This is a genomic window from Georgenia sp. Marseille-Q6866, assembly GCF_965111665.1.
The window spans coordinates 84,449-101,122 of sequence record NZ_CBCOOR010000011.1 but is presented as its reverse complement, the minus strand read 5'-3'; the positions used below and the strand labels follow the sequence as shown (position 1 = coordinate 101,122).

The following is a 16,674-nucleotide window of genomic DNA, read 5'->3' as shown; positions in this document are numbered from 1 at the left end:
CCGCACCGCCAGCCCCTCGCCTCTTCGCCCCGGAAGGCACGCGATGTCCCAGCCCCAGGCCCCTCAGCTCTCGACGGCGGACTCGGAGCCCGAGACGCTCCACGTCCGGCGCACGCCGCACTCGCGGACGTACACGCCGGGCTTCTTCGTCAAGGTCGCGCTCATGGCGCTCGTCAACGCCCTCGGCGTCTTCATCGTCATCCAGGCGTGGGTGGCAGAGTCGTGGGGCGTGCTCGCGGCGATGGTCGCGCTCCTCGTCGCCGCCGACTACGTGTACTTCTCGCGCCGCTCGCTGCCGATGAAGTACATCCTCCCGGGGCTGGCCTTCCTCCTCGTCTTCCAGGTCTTCACCGTCGCCTACACCGGCTACGTCGCGTTCACGAACTACGGGCAGGGCCACAACTCCTCCAAGGGCGACGCGATCGAGGCGCTGCTCATCCAGAACGAGCAGCGGGTGGAGGGCTCCAGCTCCTACCCGCTCGCCGTCGTCGAGCGCGACGGCGAGCTCGGCTTCGCCGTCGTCGACGACGGCACCGTCCGGGCCGGCACCGTGGAGGAGCCGCTCGCGGACGTCGACGGCGCCGTCGTCACCGACGGGGCGGTCGCGGAGGTGCCGGGCTGGGAGCTCGTCGACCGGCAGACGGTCATCACCCGCCAGACCGAGGTCGTCGAGCTGCGCGTCCCGGTGTCCGACGACGCCGAGCAGGGCTCGATCCGTACCCAGGACGGCCGCAACGGCTTCGTCTACCGCTCGGTCCTCGAGTACGACGAGGCAGCGGACACGATGACCAACCTCGAGACCGGCGCCGTCTACCGCCCGAACGACACCGGGCAGTTCGAGGCGGAGGACGGCACCATCCTCAACGTCGGCTGGCGCGTGCCCGTGGGCCTGGACAACTTCACCACGGCCTTCGGCGACTCCCGGTACGCGGAGCCCTTCCTCCAGGTGCTCGTGTGGACCTTCGCCTTCGCGATCCTCACCGTGGGCATGACCTTCTTCCTCGGCCTGTTCTTCGCGCTCGTCCTCAACGACGAGCGGGTCCGGGGGCGCAAGGTCATGCGGGCGCTGCTCATCCTGCCCTACGCCTTCCCCGCGCTCATGTCCTACCTGCTGTGGCGCGGCATGCTCAACACTGACTTCGGCTTCGTCAACCAGGTGCTCCTCGGCGGGGCGGAGGTGCCGTGGCTGACCAACGAGTGGCTCGCCCGCGCCGTCGTCCTCGGCGTCCAGCTGTGGGTGGGCTTCCCCTACATGTTCCTCATCACCACCGGTGCGCTGCAGTCGATCCCGAGCGACGTCATGGAGGCGGCCCGTATCGACGGCGCCGGGCGGCTGCGGATCTTCCGCTCGCTCACCCTGCCGCTCCTGTTCATCGCGGTGGCCCCGCTCCTCATCTCGTCCTTCGCCTTCAACTTCAACAACTTCAACGGCATCGAGATGCTCACCGAGGGCGGGCCACGCTTCCAGGACACCTCGGTGCCCGTGGGCGCGACCGACATCCTCATCACGATGGTCTACTCGATCTCCGGGCTCGACGGCCGGGCGGCGACCAACTACGGCCTCGCCTCGGCGCTGTCCCTCGTCATCTTCCTCATCGTCGCGACGATCTCGGCGATCACCTTCCGCAAGACCCAGGCGCTGGAGGACATCAACTGACATGGCCACCACGACCGTCCCCACCGGGCGCACCGCCGCCCCGCAGCACCGCCTCAGCCGCCGCCGCTGGTGGAGCGAAATCGGCTGGCGCTACGTCGTCGCCGTCGTCGCGATCGTCTACGCCGTCTGGCCCATCGTCTACATCGTCTCGGCCTCGCTCGCCGAGCGCGGCACCCTCACCGGCTCGAACGCGCTCTTCGCCGACATCAGCCCCGCCAACTACGGCAAGCTCGGCGACACCTACTTCTGGACCTGGCTCGCCAACACCCTCGTCATCGCGTCGACGACGGCGGTCGGCACGGTCCTCATGGGCGCGGCGGCCGCGTACGCCTTCTCCCGCTTCCGCTTCCGCGGGCGCCGCGGCGGGCTCATCGCCCTCCTCATCGTCCAGATGTTCCCGCAGCTGCTCGCCTTCGTCGCGATCTTCCTGCTGCTGCTCGTCCTGGGCGAGGTCACCCCGGTGCTCGGGCTCAACTCCCGGGTCGCGCTCATCATGGTCTACCTCGGCGGGGCGCTGGGCGTGAACACCTTCCTCATGTACGGCTTCTTCAACACCGTGCCACGGGAGCTGGACGAGGCCGCGAAGATCGACGGCGCCACCCACGCGCAGACCTACTGGACGATCATCCTGCGCCTCGTCGCGCCGATCCTCGCCGTCGTCGCGCTCCTGTCCTTCATCTCGAGCTTCTCCGACTTCCTCCTCGCCAAGCTCGTCCTGCAGTCGGAGTCGAAGTGGACGCTGGCGGTGGGCCTCTACGGGTGGGTCTCGGACCAGCTCTCGGCGAACTGGGGACTCTTCGCGGCCGGTGCGACGATCGGCGCGATCCCGATCGTGCTCATCTTCCTCTTCCTCCAGCGCTACATCGTCTCCGGCCTCACCGCCGGGTCCGTCAAGGGCTGAGCGGCCTCAGCGGCGGACGCGGGGGTCGTTCTCCCGGGGCTGCGGCTCCAGCCACTGCCACACGGCGGCGTGCGGGGGCAGCATGAGACGGCCGCCGGGGCCGGTGGTCAGCGGCGCGGAGGAGAGCAGCACCTCGCGCTCGGGAGCCAGCGGCACGTCGTCGTCGCCGACGTTCGCGACGACGAGCATCTCCCCGCTGAGGAAGGCGAGGACGGTGTCCGGCACGGGGCCGTCCAGCTCGTCGACCCAGGCGAGCGGCGCGAGGCCCAGCCGGTGGTCCCCGCGCAGGCGCAGGGCGGCGCGGATGGTCTCGAAGCACGAGCCGGTCTGCCCGCGCTGCTCCTCCTTGAGCCGGGCGGCCAGCGCGAGGCGCTCCGGCTCGGGGTGCTGGGTGGTCTTCACCGGCATGCCGAGCTCGATGCCCTGGCGCAGGTAGACCGCGCCGGGCATGGCGAGGACGACCAGCGCCGTGGCCAGCGCGAGCTCGGGGGAGCCGGCCTCGAGGACGTCGGGGACCAGCCAGGCGCCGGCGCTGCCGAGCGCGTCGCGGATCCGCAGGCTCTCCGTCACCGACTCCATGACCTGCGCGGGGTCGCTGACGTCGAGGAGGTCGGCGTCGACGAGGTGGTGCAGCCAGTCCTCGTGGAGCATGTCCGCCACCCGGGACTGGGTGGCGGGGCTGAGCCGGGTGGACAGGATCGGGTCCTCGTCGCGGGCGTGCTCGGCGAGCACGGCGTGCAGCTCGCGGTAGCGCGCGTGGGAGACCGGCTCGGACTCGGTGACCGGGCCGAGATCGAGGCCGTCCGCGCCGCGGCTGAGCCAGTAGCGGGCACACGCCTCCTCCCGCGGGTCGAGCGGGTCGATGCGCAGGACCACGCGCAGGCCCGTGCGGTGGGCGCGGGTGAGGAGGCCGACGACGGCGTCGATGGTCTCCTCAGGCGCCTCGCCCGGCAGGGGAGGGCAGCCGATGCGCACGGCCTGGACCCCGAGACGGGAGACCGCGCGGATCTGCTCCACGCGCTCGGCGACCTCCGCGAGGGTGGTCGTGCCGCTCACGAGGGGCGGCTCGTTGACGTAGACGACGGCGGAGCGCCACCACTCCGGGGAGCCGACGGGGGCGCGGTGGACCAGGCGAGTGGTCACCGTCCCCGTCGTTGCGGCCGTCGTTGGCGCGCTGGGTACGGGGTCGGTCATGGCGTCATTGTGGCACCAACGGCGCGGGCGGGACGCGCTGACGGGCGGCCCACTCGGGCCGCAGGACCGACATGAGGACCTGGTCGACGCGCGCACCGTCGTAGCGCAGCGCCTCGCGCTCCCGGCCCTCGACGACGAAGCCCGCCTTCTCGTACACGCGCTGGGCGCGGGGGTTGAAGGCGTACACGCCGAGTGAGACCCGGTGGAGGGGGAGGTGGGTGAAGGCGTGGTCGAGCAGCAGGCGGGTGGCCTCGCTGCCCAGGCCGCGGTCGCGGCCACGAGGGCCGAGGAGGATGCGGAAGTTGCACGACTCGTTGCCGGGGTCCCAGTCGTTGAGGACCACCTCGCCCACCCAGGTGCCGGTGGCCCGGTCCACGACCATGAGGTCGAGGCGGTCCTCGCGGGCCGCGAGGCCGGAGTACCAGCCGTGCAGCTGGGCGGCGTCGTGCCCCGTGGCGCGGGCCTCCTCGTCGCTGTGGACGCTGCCGGTGAGGCGCAGCAGCTCCGGGTCGGCGAGTGCCTCGAGGATGTGCGGCAGGTCCTCGTCGCGGTAGGGGCGCAGGGTGGTGAGGGTGCCGCTGAGGACGGGCTTGTGCGCCCAGGGGGAGGGAGCCACGGCGCTACCCGAGGTCCGCGCTGAGCCAGCGCCCGGGCTGCATCTCGATGACGACGTGGTCGCCCAGCTCGCGGCGGGCCATCGCGAGGTAGCCCTCGGCGGCCTCCCCGGACAGGTAGCGGTAGGTCATCTCGACGAGGTGCTCGTCGGTCTGCGGCAGCACGCCGGTCACCGGTCCCTCGACGGAGACGTAGCGGACGGTGGGAGTGACGCGCTCGGCCATGAGGCTGAAGCGGCCGGAGGCCTCGATGAGGCGGGCCTTGCGCGACTGCCCGCCGGTGAGCACCCACAGCCGCCCACCGGGCGTGTACTGGTACCAGATCGGCACGACGAGCGGCGCCCGGCCCGGCTCGGCCGCCACGGACAGCGCACCGATGTGCGGCTCGGCCAGGAACTGCTCACGGTCCTCACGGGTCAGTGCCATGGCCCCACGCTAGTGCCGGGGTCCGACACCGGTGTGGATGAGCACCGTGTTACCGCCGATCCGCCATAGGCTCGGGCCGTGGAGGACTTGGAAGCGTACGGCCCGGCCGACCGTGAGCGCTGGTGGCAGGAGGAGCCGAAGAACCCCAACCGCACCGCCTTCGAGCGAGACCGCGCCCGCGTGGTCCACTCCTCGGCGCTGCGGCGCCTCGGCGCGAAGACGCAGGTGCTGGGGCCCTCGAGCGACGACTTCGTCCGCACCCGGCTCACCCACTCCCTCGAGGTCGCGCAGGTGGGCCGCGAGCTCGGCAAGACGCTGGGCTGCGACCCCGACGTCGTCGACACCGCCTGCCTGGCCCACGACCTCGGCCACCCGCCCTTCGGGCACAACGGCGAGCGGGCGCTGGACGAGGCGGCCGCGGACATCGGCGGCTTCGAGGGCAACGCGCAGACGCTGCGACTGCTCACCCGCCTCGAGCCCAAGGCCTTCACCGCCGACGGCAGCCCCGTGGGGCTCAACCTCACCCGCGCGAGCCTGGACGCCGCCACGAAGTACCCGTGGCCGGTGGAGGAGGCGCCGAAGAAGCCGGGCGGGCGCCCCTCGCGCAAGTTCGGGGTCTACGCCGACGACCTGCCCGTCTTCACCTGGATGCGGGAGGGCGCCCCGGACCGGCGCCTGTCGATCGAGGGCCAGGTCATGGACCTGGCCGACGACATCTCCTACTCGGTGCACGACGTCGAGGACGCCGTCGTCGGGGGGCGCATCGACCTCGCGGTGCTGCGACAGGCGGACCAGCAGGCCGCCGTCGTCGCCCAGACGCGCCAGTGGTACAACCCGGCCGTGTCCGACGACGTGCTCGGCGCGGCCCTCGAGCGTCTCGTCGCGCTGCCGGTGTGGCTGGAGACGTGGAGCGAGAGCCGGCGTGACCGCGCGGCGCTCAAGGACATGACGAGCCAGCTCATCGGCCGCTTCTGCAACGCTGCCCACGACGCCACCCGCGAGCGCTTCGGGGACGGCCCGCTCACGCGCTACGGCGCGGACCTCGTCGTCCCGGACGACACGCTCGCCGAGATCGTCGTCCTCAAGGGCGTCACCGCGCACTACGTCATGGCGCCGCGGGAGAGCGAGCCGGTCTACCAGCGGCAGCGGACGATGCTCACGCAGCTCACCGAGGCGCTCCTCGCGGCCGGGCCGGCCGAGCTCGAGCCGACCTTCGTCGCGGACTGGGAGGAGGCGGCGGACGACGGCGCCCGGCTGCGTGTGGTCGTCGACCAGGTCGCCTCCCTCACCGACACCAGCGCCCAGGCCTGGCACCAGCGCCTCTGCGGGTAGCGGGCCGGGGCCTCAGGTCCGCAGGAGCGTGGGGTCCAGGTCGGCCTGACCCTCGGTCGTCCACTGGACGAGGACGATCGACGCGTCGTCCTGCAGGACTCCCTTCTGGTGCCGCAGGAGGGCCTGCAGCACGCTGCGGGAGATCTCCGGGAGCGGCTTGCCGTCGGCGGCGGCACGCTCGATGATGTCGACGAGTCGTGCCGTCCCGAAGAGCTGGCGCGCGGAGTCGCGGGCCTCGGTGATGCCGTCGGTGTACACGACGACGGTGTCGCCGGCCTCGAGCCGCTCCTCGCCCAGCGCCGCGCTCGAGACGTCGAGCCCCAGGAGCGAACGACGGCCCTGGGCGAGAGTCTTGACGACCTTGCCACGGCGCAGGAGCAGGGGAGCGGGATGCCCGGGGACGAAGTAGCGCAGGCGACCGGAGTCGAGGTCCAGCTCACCGAACACCCCGGTGGCGAACATGGAGTAGTCGCCGAAGTGCTCGGCGAGCGTGCGGTGGACGGCGTCCGCCTGCGCGAAGAGGCCGTGGCCCTGGCGGCGGGCGTTGCGGTAGGCCGCGAGGCTCACCGCCGCGGCCATCCCGGCCCGGAGGTCGTGGCCGGTGGCGTCGATGACGGCGAAGTGGGCGCGGGTGGGGGACAGCGAGTAGTCGAAGACGTCCCCGCCGACGGCGTGGGCCGGCTCGAGCCGGCCGCTGAGGAGGACCTTGTCGGTGCCGGCGGTCAGCGGCGGGAGCAGGCTCCACACGAGCTCCGCCTCGATGCTGCGCGGGCGTGTGCGACGGACCGCGTCGATGCGGTCACCGAGCACCTCCAGCACCGTGACCAGGTGACCGAGGTAGTGGGACACCATCCACACCTGGCGGTGCAGGACAGGGTCGTGCAGGTCGAGGGAGTCCTCCAGCATGACGTCGAGCACGCCGATGCGTTCGACGCCGTCGAGCACGGGCATCCAGATGCGGGCCTGGCCGTCGCCGCTGACGGTGGTCTGCGGCTTGACGTGCCGGTAGGCCCGCCCGGCGAGGGTGGCATCGATCGTCACCGGTGGGCGGTCGGTACCGTGCCGCCCGGGGAAGGGGACGAGCAGCTCGTTGGCGTAGTCGGCGAGGTACAGCACCGTCGTGAACCCCAGGTGCGCCGCCGCGGCGTCGAGGGCTGCCGGGAGCCGGTCCGGCGGTGCGAGGTGGCTGCCACGGAGCAGCTCGCGAAGCGCGGCGAGGGCGGCGTCCTGGTCGCCGACGGAGCGCACGGGGCGCGAGTACGGTGCGCGCACCTTGCCGGCGAGCGCGTCGATGTGCTCGTTGATGGCCAGCGCCACCCGGTCGCGCTGGTCGGTCGGGAGGTCGAGGGCGCCGTTGAGGTAGGCGTCCAGCTCGACGGCGCCCGCGGTCCCGCCGACCGCGAAGTACCGCCTCCACAGCTCGTCCGTGCTGAGCCGGGCGCTCACCTGGGCGTGCCGGCACAGCTCTCGTTGGCGTCCTGGCGTGAGGACGACCATGGCGCTAGCCTCCGGCCGCGGAACGGAGCAGCCGGGCGGCGGCGTCGTGGAGCGACGTCCCCTCGCTCTGCGCCCGGCCCATGAGGTAGCTGAACGCCCGGTCCTCCGGCACCTTCTCCCGTCCCATGACGAGCCCGGTCGCGCGGGTGACGGTGTCCCGCTCCCGAAGGGCGGCCTGCACGTCCTCGCTCAGGTGTCCGGCGCGCTCGGAGGTCCGGGCGCTGTTGACGAGGATCGCCGCCTGTGCGGCGAAGAGGACCAGCGCGGACCGGTCGGACTCGTCGAAGGCCGCCGGGTCCGTCGAGTACAGCTTGATCGCCCCCACGGCGGCCTCCCCGGCGACCAGGCCGGCGCTCGCCACGGAGCGCAGGCCGAGCTCGGCGGCCCGCGGCGCCCACCGGGGCCACCGCTCGTCGGCGGTGAGGTCGTCGGCCACGATGTAGCGACGCTGGCGCCACGCGTCCAGGCAGGGGCCCTCGTCGAGCTCGTACTGCAACGCGTCAGCCCTCTCCACGAGGGGGTCGGTGCCAGCGGCCGTGACATGTGCGCCGTCGGCGCCCGGCAGGGTGATGCCGGAGCCGACTGCGGCCGGGACCACGTGGAGCGCCGTCGCCGTCAGCAGCGGCAGCACGGCCTCGACCACACGGCCGGCCAGGAGGAGGCCGGATGCCCGGGCCATGGCGGGTCCGAGCTCCTCATCGAGTCTCAGGTCCATGGCGTCACCGTCGAGGCGCGGAGTGGACGAGCGGCGGGGCAGGCGCGCGCAAGTGATCGAGTCGACATCGGGTTCTCCAGGACGGTCAGCAGGGTCTGGACCCAGGTCCTCGCTCGGAGACGACCGCCGCCCCAGGGAACGCTGGGCCGCGCCTGGGGGAAGAAGCTGAGCGCTCCTGACGGCTTACCCCAGGGTATACCCCTGGTGACGCAGCACACACTGGGGATGCGACCAGCTCCCGCCGTGCGGAGACCGCCTGGGTCCGGCGCGGACGACCTACACTCAGGGCGTGGCAGGGCTGATCAAGCGGGAGGACATCGCGACCGTCCGCGAGCGTGCCCGCATCGAGGAGATCGTGGGCGCGCACGTGACGCTCCGCCAGGCGGGCGTCGGCTCGATGAAGGGCCTGTGCCCCTTCCACGACGAGCGCACGCCCAGCTTCCACGTCCGTCCCCAGCTCGGCCTGTGGCACTGCTTCGGCTGCGACGAGGGCGGGGACGTCATCTCCTTCGTCCAGAAGATCGACAGCCTCACCTTCGCCGAGGCCGTCGAGCACCTCGCCGGCCGCACCGGGATCCAGCTGCGCTACGAGGACGGCGGGCCCGCCCGCCCGGGCGGTGACCACGGCCGCCGCCAGCGTCTCATCGACGCTCACCGGGTGGCCGAGGAGTTCTTCCGCGAGCAGCTCCTCACCCCGCAGGCGCAGATCGGGCGCCGCTTCCTCGCCGAGCGCAGCTTCGACGAGCAGGCCGCGGCCACCTTCGGGGTCGGCTTCGCCCCCCAGGGCTGGGACGGACTGCTGCGTCACCTGCGCGGCCGCGGCTTCACCGAGCCCGAGCTCATTGCCTCCGGGCTCGTCAGCCAGGGCAACCGCGGTGTCTACGACCGCTTCCGCGGCCGGCTCGTGTGGCCGATCCGCGACGTCACCGGGGACACGATCGGTTTCGGCGCGCGCCGCCTGTCCGACGACGACCAGGGGCCCAAGTACCTCAACACCCCCGAGACGCCGATCTACAAGAAATCCTCCGTCCTCTACGGCATCGACCTCGCCAAGCGGGCGATCGCCAAGGACAAGCGGGTCGTCGTCGTCGAGGGCTACACCGACGTCATGGCCGCCCACCTCTCGGGCGTGGGGACGGCGATCGCGACGTGCGGCACCGCTTTCGGTGCCGACCACGTGCGCATCGTGCGCCGGCTGCTCGGGGACAGCGGCGACGCCGCGTCCGGCGTCATGCTGTCCTCCGGCGCCACGCGTGGCGGGGAGGTGATCTTCACCTTCGACGGCGACGAGGCCGGCCAGAAGGCGGCGCTGCGGGCCTTCGGCGAGGACCAGAAGTTCGCCTCGCAGACCTTCGTCGCCGTCGAGCCCAGCGGCATGGACCCCTGCGACCTGCGCCAGCAGCGCGGGGAGGCGGCCGTCCGCGGCCTCGTCGACAGCCGTGAGCCCCTGTTCGCCTTCGCGATCCGCTCGGCGCTGCGGCAGGTGGACCTCAACACCGCCGAGGGGCGCGTCTCCGGGCTGCGGTCCGCCGCGCCCGTCGTCGCCGGCATCCGCGACCGCGCCCTGCGCGCGGAGTACGCCCGCGAGCTGGCCGGCTGGCTCGGGATGGACGAGGTCGCGGTGCGTCGCGCCGTCGGCCAGGCCGAGCGCAGCGGCGGAGGTGCCGCCGAGGCCCCGCAGCGTGGGCGCGGTGAGCAGGGCGGCCGCTACGGCGGCTCCTCGCGCGGGAACGACGGCGGACGGCACCCGGCCGAGTCCTCCTCCGCCCGCCAGGCGAGCCGTCCGGGCCGCGAGGACCCGGTGGCACGCCTCGAGCGACAGGTGCTCGAGGTCGTCCTCCAGCTGCCCCACCTGGCCCTCGGCGCCGGCTTCGACGACCTGCCGCCGGACACCTTCACCGTCCCGGCCTACCGCGGCGTCCACGACGCGATCCGCGCGGCCGGCGGCACCCGGGCGTACGGGGCCGAGCTCGACCGTGCGAGCCAGGAGCGTGGCCGCGCCGACGGCGAGCGTCACGCCGCCAGCTGGTGGACCGAGACGCTGCGGGAGAACTCCGTCGGGCCCGTCGCCGGCGTCATCACGGAGCTCGCCGTCGCGCCCCTGCCCGAGGACCGGCCGGAGGCGCTGGGCAACTACGCCCGCGGCGTCCTCATGTCCCTCATCCAGATGGGGCTGACCCGGCAGATCGCCGACCTCAAGGGCCGTCTGCAGCGCACGCCGCCGGACAGCGAGGAGGCGGTCGCGCTCTTCGCCGAGCTCGTCGCCATGGAGAACCGGCGCCGTGCCCTGCGCGAGGACAGCTGAGCGCAGCTCGTCACGTGCCGAAACGCGGGCGCAACTGCTGCGAAACACGGCGCTCCTAGCGTGCGGGACAGGGCCCCGGTGGCCCTCGCGCCCCACGCGCGTCCCGCGAGACGAGGAGCACCATGCGCACACCCGACACGAGACCAGCACGCGCCAGACGGCGCGTCGGCGTGCTGGCAGCGACCGCGAGCGTCGCCTGCCTGAGCGTCGCCGCGCCGTCCGCCTTCGGCATCGTCCCCACCCCTGAGCCCTACCCTGCCGTCGTCGAGCTCGGCGTGGCCGACGCCGCCGCGCTCCTGGACTCGGGGGCGACGACGTCCGTCGCCCTCGTCGAGCGCTACCTCGAGCGCATCGCGATGTACGACGACGCCTACGACGACCAGCCCGGGCTCTCCGCGGTCATCACCCTCAACGAGAACGCGCTCGCGGAGGCGGCGGCCCTCGACGCGGAGCGCGCCGCCGGCACGGTCCGCGGGCCGCTCCACGGGGTGCCGATCGTCGTCAAGGACAACTACGACACCGGGGACATGCCCACGTCCAACGGCTCGGTGGCGCTCGCGGAATTCCAGGCGCCCGACGACGCGACCCAGGTGGAGCGGCTCCGTGCTGCCGGTGCGATCGTCATCGCCAAGACGAACCTCCACGAGTTCGCCGCCGGCATCACGAGCATCAGCTCGCTCGGCGGGCAGACCCGCAACCCCTACGACCAGACCCGCAACCCGGGCGGCAGCAGCGGTGGCACCGGCGCGAGCGTGGCGGCCAGCTTCGCGACGGCGGGGCTCGGCTCCGACACGTGCGGCTCCATCCGCATCCCGGCCGCGCAGAACAACCTCGTCGGGCTGCGCCCGACGATGGGCCTGCTGAGCCGCGACGGGATCGCCCCGATGTCCGACACCCAGGACGTCGGTGGCCCGATCGCCAAGACCGTCGAGGACGTGGCGATCTTCCTCGACGCCACCGTCGGCCACGACCCCAAGGACCCGGTGACGGTGCGTGCGGAGGGCCTGGTCCCCGAGTCGTACCGCGACGTGCTCGACGACGGCGCGCTCGAGGGCCGCACCATCGGCCTCCTCGTCAACCCCGAGTACCTCGGGGCGACGCCGGCCGAGGAGCCCACGAGTGCCCTCGTCGTGGCCGCGACCGCGGACCTGGAGGAGCAGGGGGCGACCGTCGTCGAGATCGAGATGCCGCAGGAGTACGTCGACGCGATCGCGCAGTCCGGCGTCATCGGTGACGAGTTCAAGCGCGACCTCAACACCTACCTCGCCCAGGACGGTGCCGAGTGGCCCGAGGGGCTGGCGGCGCTGACCGCGCCGGCGGACGAGCTCACGCTGTCCGACGTCGTCGCGAGCGGTGACGTCACGCCGTCGGTGCTCACGACCCTCGAGAGCTTCGACGCCGCACCCGAGATGCCCACCCCCGAGTACCTGGAGCGGCTCGACAAGCAAGACCGCGCGCGGGAGATCCTCGTCGAGACCTTCGAGGAGGGCGGCATCGACGCCCTCGCCTACCCGACGATCCGGCAGGTCGCGCAGCCGGTCGGGGAGTCCCAGCCGGGCACGAACTGCGCCTCCTCGGCGCAGACCGGCTTCCCCTCGCTCACCGTGCCCGCCGGCTTCACCGACGCCGGCCTGCCCGTCGGGCTCGAGCTCATGGGCCTGCCGTTCAGTGAGCCCGAGCTGCTCGCCATGGCCTACGACTACGAGCAGGCGACCGGCCACCGCACCGCCCCGGCGAGCACGCCGGAGATCGCGGCGCCGGCGCCGACCGACCCGGAGCCGGCCGACCCCGAGCCGACCGAGCCTGCTCCCACCGAGCCCGAGCCGGAGCCGACGACGCCGGAGCCGGTCGAGCCCGCGCCCACCGAGCCGCCCGCCGTCGACCCGCCCACCGTGGCGCCGGTGGACGTGCCGACCGGCGGTGCGGGCGGCGGACTTGCCCAGACGGGAGCCGCCGTCGGGGTGCTGGGCGGTGTCGCGGCCCTGCTCGTCGCCGTCGGGATCGCGATCCCGGTCCTGCGCCGCAGGTTCGGGCAGGCGGGCTGATCCGGGGGAGGGGCGGCCGCTGTGGGGCCGCCCCTCCCGCGCTCAGCCGTGCCAGCCGCGCTCGACGTCGACGACGAGTGCCCGGTGGTCGGAGAGGCCGGTGGCCACGGACCGTGCCTCACCGGCGGCCCGGATGGCGCCCTCGGCGAGGATGTGGTCGATCTGCCGGTCCGGGTGGGAGACCGGGAAGGTGAGCGCGTCGGCGAGGGACCGCCAGCCGGTCGCCACGGTGGGGCGTGACCCGGCCATGTTGAGGTCGCCCATGAGGACGGCGGGGCGTGGCATCTCCGCGAGGGCGGCGACGAGCCGCTCGAGCTGCACCGTCGTCCAGTCGGGGATGAAGGTGAGGTGGGTGGAGACCGCGGTCATCGGCCCCTCGGGCGTCTCGACGACGGCGGCGACGGCGACGCGCGGCTCGTCGGTCACCATCGTCGGCTCCTCGGCGCCGTCGAAGACGACCGGTACCGGGCCGTGCATGGCGTCGAGCGGAATGACGGTCCACGAGCGGACCGGCCAGCGCGAGAGAAGGGCGACGCCGTAGCTCGCGGTCCCGGGCTGGAGCTCGCCGGTGGCGGCCGACCACGTCGTCGGGAGGCCCGCCAGGGTGGCGGCGAAGCGGTGGTCGACGGCGCCCATCGCCTCGGCGGCGATCGTCGTGAGGTCGGCGCCGTGGGAACGGGGCTGGTCGCGGTCCACCTCCTGGAGGGCGAGGATGTCGGCGTCCAGGGCGCGGACCGCGCGGGCGTACCGATCGAGGTCCACCGCGTCGTCGACGAGGGAGCGTCCGTGCAGGATGTTGAAGGTGGCCAGGCGCATGACCTCGATTGTGGTTCTCACGGTGCAGGAGCGCACACCCTCGTGTAGACCCTTGCCATGGCAGACGAGGAACGAGAGGCGCTGCACGACGCCCTGCGCATGGCGGCGGTGGCCCTGACGGAGGCGGAGATCCCCTTCGCGCTGTGCGGGAGCTACGCCGCCTGGGTGCGCGGTGCGCCGGAGCCGGAGCACGACGCCGACTTCGTCATCAAGGAGGAGCACATCGACCAGGCGCGGGCCGCGATCGGCGCGGCCGGTCTCGACGTCCACGAGCCCGCGGAGAACTGGCTGTTCAAGGCGTACCACAAGGGCCAGCTCGTCGACGTGCTCTACCGGATGTCCGGGGAGCCGGTGCACGACGAGCTCTTCGAGCGGGCCGACATGCTCGAGGTGCTGGCCGTGCGGATGCCGGTGCTCAGCGCCACCGACGTGCTGTCCTCCAAGCTGCGGGTGCTCGGGGAGCACTACTGCGACTTCGGCCGGCTGCTGCCCTTCACCCGCGCGCTGCGCGAGCAGATCGACTGGGAACGCGTACGCGACGAGGTCTCCTACAGCCCCTACGCGCGGGCCTTCCTCCAGCTGGTCGAGGACCTGCAGATCATCGACCCAGCGCCGACGAGCTGAAGCGGGCGGAGGCTCCCCCAGCCCTCCTGCCCGACCGCTCCGCGCGCCACCCCCTGTCGCCGAGAGCCGGATTCCTCCGCGGAGGAGTCCGGCTCTCGGTGAATGAGGCGCTTACGCCTGCTGGGCGAGGCGGGTGAGCTCGGCGGAGGAGAGCGGACGCTCGTAGGGGTCGGGGCGCACGTCGGGCAGGTCGGGGGAGGCCCAGGCGAGGAGGCGGAGGAAGTGCTCCTCGTCGTCGGGACTCGTCTCCGGCGGGGGCGCGCCCAGCTCGGCCAGGCAGTCCGCGACGGCAGGGTCGTCGCCCGGGTCGCCGAGCGGGAGGAAGTACGCCGACCACGCGGCGAGGAAGCCGGCGAGGCTGGTGCCGAGGACCGCGAGGTCCGGCTCCTCGGCCGGCGATCCCATCATGACGACGAGGGTGCGGCGCGCCTCGGGCACGACCCACACCGCGAGGACCTCGTCCCCGCCGTTGCCCCCGATGACGAGCAGCTCCTGGGGTACCGGCCAGTCCCACTCCCGCAGCTGCCGGGACGCCGTGGTGACGCCCTCGCCATGCGGGCCGACGAGTGGGTGGAGGACGAGGTCCCCGGAGGCGAGTGCCATCCCGTTGCACGCGGCGTAGAGCTCGCGGACCTCCTGCGGGAGGGCGAACCCGAGCTCGGACTCCGCGCGGGTGATGAGCCCGTCGTCGCCGGGAGCGCCGAGGTCGACGTGGGCGCCGGCGGCGCGCCACGCGGCGAGGACCTGGGCGATGTCAGGTGTGGTCACGAGAGCAGTGTGCCGGAGAGGACCGTGTGACGTACCGAGGGGTACGTGGCTGGAAACATCCCGGCGCGAATCCCACCCGGACCGGGGCGTTCTGTCCGGTTCGTCCGGTCGACCAAGCGGAACGCTGAAAATGAGCGGAATGTGCGTTGCGCCACAGTCGCTTGCTCCTACTTCCGGAGGAGGCGTACTTCCGACTAACGTAGGACACGCACCGCCCCGGATCCCGGGTTCCTCCTTCTCCCCCCAGAGGTAGGGACTCGCCCGGGGCGGTGCCTCCATGTGTCGGGTGCCCGTGGCCTGTGACGGTACGGTTCCGGGGCCACCGACTACATCTGCGCCAACCCGACACTGCCCACTACCGACAAGATCGACATGCCGCGTCGGGGTAGAAGGCGTTGCACCCGAGCGACGTGTGGGGCGAGTGAGGGCCGATGATCGACGATGCCGGCGACACGTTCCTCAGCATCTACCACCGCACGTCGCCGCTCCGCTGCTCGCGGAGGCTCCGGCAGAGCGTAGGCAGCCCTTATTCTCTGCCGGTGGCTTGAACGGTTCCCAGCGTCAGTGAGACCGGCTACCGCTCACCGCCTTCGCCGCCGTTTCGATGGCCTTCGCCACCTCGTGGAGCGACCCCACCTGCATGGTGGAGACACCGGGGAAGTCGTTGAAGTCGAGGTCATACTCCAGGGGCCCCACCGGCCCGAAGGGCCCATCGAAGGTGACCGACACGCGGTGCTTGGTCAGGACGTTCTGCTCGTAAACCTCCGCGTGCGATCCGATTGTCCACCGCATCTCTCTCCCCGGCGGCATCGACACGAGCCCGGTGCTCAGCGCCGCCAGCTTCGTCAGGTCGCCGAAGTCGCCGTTGTTGCGGACACGGTTGACGGGCGGATCGAGTGTGATGCGCACGTTCTCAGCCACCGTCGGCCCCTCATTCTTCACCACCAGCTGGACGAGCCAGGAGTGAGTGGGGTCCATGCGAAAGTCCACCCACACGTAGGGCGTGGCGGTATCCCGCTGCGCTTGCCGCTGCAGCTCGGTCTGCTCCTTCATGGCACTCAGTTGGAACCAACTTGCGATGCCGACTCCCAGTGCGATTGCCGCACTGACGACGGCTACCCAGGCAGCGCTGTCCATGGCGGCGTCCCCTTCCTCTCCCCGGGACCCGACGCCCCCAGGTGTGATCGAGCGACCGTACTGTTTCGCGTCAGTCGCCGCCCCCGAAACGGAGACGTCTCAGTTTCGGTGTACAGCGCGGGCGAGGATCACCGCAGAGAACCGCACATGCCTGTCGGTGGTCGGCGCCACAATCGACACATGCCCTCCAACGCTGCCCTCGCCATCACCGGGATCCTCGCCGCCCTCGTCGGCGGCGGAGCCGGCGTCCTCATCGCCGGCGCGACGATCGAGCCCGAAACTATCGTCGAGACCAAGACGGAGACGGTCACCGAGACCGTCGAGACCGTGCCCGAGGCTTGCCTCACCGCCCTGGAAGAGGCCGAGCGGGCCTTCGACCTCGCGGAGGACTACGGCGACGTCTATCAGGAGTTCCGGGACATCACGACGGAAGCGCTGCAGGCCGCATTCGACCGCGACGCCGACGCACTCGACGCAGTCAGCGAGGACGTCCAGGCAAACAACGCCGACGGCGAGCGCATCCAAGGCGACCTGTTCAATATCGACTTCAACAGGCACGCCGACACCTGCCGGGCTGCCGGTTGACGCTCCGCGATGCCCGGTGAACTGTCGCATGACCCGGTGGGCCACCGGCGGCGGCTCC

15 protein-coding genes are annotated in these 16,674 nt (G+C 72.3%); 7 read left to right on the top strand and 8 right to left on the bottom strand.

Annotated features, from left to right (window positions below; genetic code table 11):
- The first annotated feature begins 43 nt into the window (after nt 1-43).
- Together ACWPXV_RS11030 and ACWPXV_RS11025 are read left to right on the top strand one after the other, a co-directional pair.
- Complete coding sequence (locus ACWPXV_RS11030) at nt 44-1,657, top strand: ABC transporter permease subunit (RefSeq protein WP_454085276.1); 1,614 nt, start codon at nt 44-46, stop codon at nt 1,655-1,657.
- A 1-nt stretch (nt 1,658) separates the two neighbouring features.
- On the top strand, nt 1,659-2,558 hold the full coding sequence (locus ACWPXV_RS11025) for a sugar ABC transporter permease (protein ID WP_454085275.1): 900 nt from the start codon (nt 1,659-1,661) through the stop codon (nt 2,556-2,558).
- Between the two features lie 6 nt (nt 2,559-2,564).
- On the opposite strand, the gene ACWPXV_RS11020 is transcribed toward ACWPXV_RS11025, so the two are convergent.
- From ACWPXV_RS11020 to ACWPXV_RS11010, 3 genes are read right to left on the bottom strand one after another with little or no spacing between them, the layout of a single operon-like run.
- On the bottom strand, nt 2,565-3,752 hold the full coding sequence (locus ACWPXV_RS11020) for a DUF3459 domain-containing protein (RefSeq protein ID WP_454085274.1): 1,188 nt from the start codon (nt 3,750-3,752) through the stop codon (nt 2,565-2,567).
- A 4-nt stretch (nt 3,753-3,756) separates the two neighbouring features.
- Nucleotides 3,757-4,368: a GNAT family N-acetyltransferase gene (locus ACWPXV_RS11015; protein WP_454085273.1), complete on the bottom strand. Its 612-nt coding sequence runs from the start codon at nt 4,366-4,368 to the stop codon at nt 3,757-3,759.
- A gap of 4 nt (nt 4,369-4,372) precedes the next feature.
- Nucleotides 4,373-4,792: a pyridoxamine 5'-phosphate oxidase family protein gene (locus ACWPXV_RS11010; protein WP_454085272.1), complete on the bottom strand. Its 420-nt coding sequence runs from the start codon at nt 4,790-4,792 to the stop codon at nt 4,373-4,375.
- A 78-nt stretch (nt 4,793-4,870) separates the two neighbouring features.
- On the opposite strand from ACWPXV_RS11010, the gene ACWPXV_RS11005 reads away from it, so the two are divergent.
- Complete coding sequence (locus tag ACWPXV_RS11005; RefSeq protein WP_454085271.1) at nt 4,871-6,124, top strand: deoxyguanosinetriphosphate triphosphohydrolase; 1,254 nt, start codon at nt 4,871-4,873, stop codon at nt 6,122-6,124.
- 12 nt (nt 6,125-6,136) lie between these two features.
- On the opposite strand, the gene ACWPXV_RS11000 is transcribed toward ACWPXV_RS11005, so the two are convergent.
- Together ACWPXV_RS11000 and ACWPXV_RS10995 are read right to left on the bottom strand one after the other, a co-directional pair.
- Nucleotides 6,137-7,621, bottom strand: coding sequence for a PP2C family protein-serine/threonine phosphatase (locus ACWPXV_RS11000; protein WP_454085270.1), 1,485 nt, complete (start codon nt 7,619-7,621; stop codon nt 6,137-6,139).
- A gap of 4 nt (nt 7,622-7,625) precedes the next feature.
- Nucleotides 7,626-8,336, bottom strand: a complete 711-nt coding sequence (locus ACWPXV_RS10995) for a GAF and ANTAR domain-containing protein (RefSeq protein WP_454085269.1) — start codon at nt 8,334-8,336, stop codon at nt 7,626-7,628.
- Between the two features lie 289 nt (nt 8,337-8,625).
- Here ACWPXV_RS10995 and dnaG point away from each other — a divergent pair, with 289 nt between their 5' ends.
- Nucleotides 8,626-10,641 carry a DNA primase gene (gene dnaG / locus ACWPXV_RS10990; RefSeq protein ID WP_454085268.1) on the top strand — a complete coding sequence of 672 codons (2,016 nt, stop codon included), beginning with the start codon at nt 8,626-8,628 and terminating at the stop codon, nt 10,639-10,641.
- Between the two features lie 122 nt (nt 10,642-10,763).
- Nucleotides 10,764-12,686: an amidase gene (locus ACWPXV_RS10985; RefSeq protein WP_454085267.1), complete on the top strand. Its 1,923-nt coding sequence runs from the start codon at nt 10,764-10,766 to the stop codon at nt 12,684-12,686.
- A gap of 42 nt (nt 12,687-12,728) precedes the next feature.
- Here the strand turns inward: ACWPXV_RS10985 and ACWPXV_RS10980 are convergent, their stop codons facing one another.
- Nucleotides 12,729-13,523, bottom strand: coding sequence for an endonuclease/exonuclease/phosphatase family protein (locus ACWPXV_RS10980; protein WP_454085266.1), 795 nt, complete (start codon nt 13,521-13,523; stop codon nt 12,729-12,731).
- A 36-nt stretch (nt 13,524-13,559) separates the two neighbouring features.
- Between ACWPXV_RS10980 and ACWPXV_RS10975 the strand changes: the two genes are divergently transcribed.
- Nucleotides 13,560-14,126 carry a nucleotidyltransferase family protein gene (locus ACWPXV_RS10975; RefSeq protein WP_454085265.1) on the top strand — a complete coding sequence of 189 codons (567 nt, stop codon included), beginning with the start codon at nt 13,560-13,562 and terminating at the stop codon, nt 14,124-14,126.
- A 111-nt stretch (nt 14,127-14,237) separates the two neighbouring features.
- Here the strand turns inward: ACWPXV_RS10975 and ACWPXV_RS10970 are convergent, their stop codons facing one another.
- Entirely contained in the window at nt 14,238-14,894 is a 657-nt protein-coding gene (locus ACWPXV_RS10970) for an SMI1/KNR4 family protein (protein ID WP_454085264.1), read from the bottom strand.
- Nucleotides 14,895-15,455: 561 nt separating this feature from the next.
- Nucleotides 15,456-16,031: a hypothetical protein gene (locus tag ACWPXV_RS10965; protein ID WP_454085263.1), complete on the bottom strand. Its 576-nt coding sequence runs from the start codon at nt 16,029-16,031 to the stop codon at nt 15,456-15,458.
- Nucleotides 16,032-16,211: 180 nt separating this feature from the next.
- Here ACWPXV_RS10965 and ACWPXV_RS10960 point away from each other — a divergent pair, with 180 nt between their 5' ends.
- Entirely contained in the window at nt 16,212-16,616 is a 405-nt protein-coding gene (locus tag ACWPXV_RS10960; protein ID WP_454085262.1) for a hypothetical protein, read from the top strand.
- The last annotated feature ends 58 nt before the right edge of the window (nt 16,617-16,674 follow it).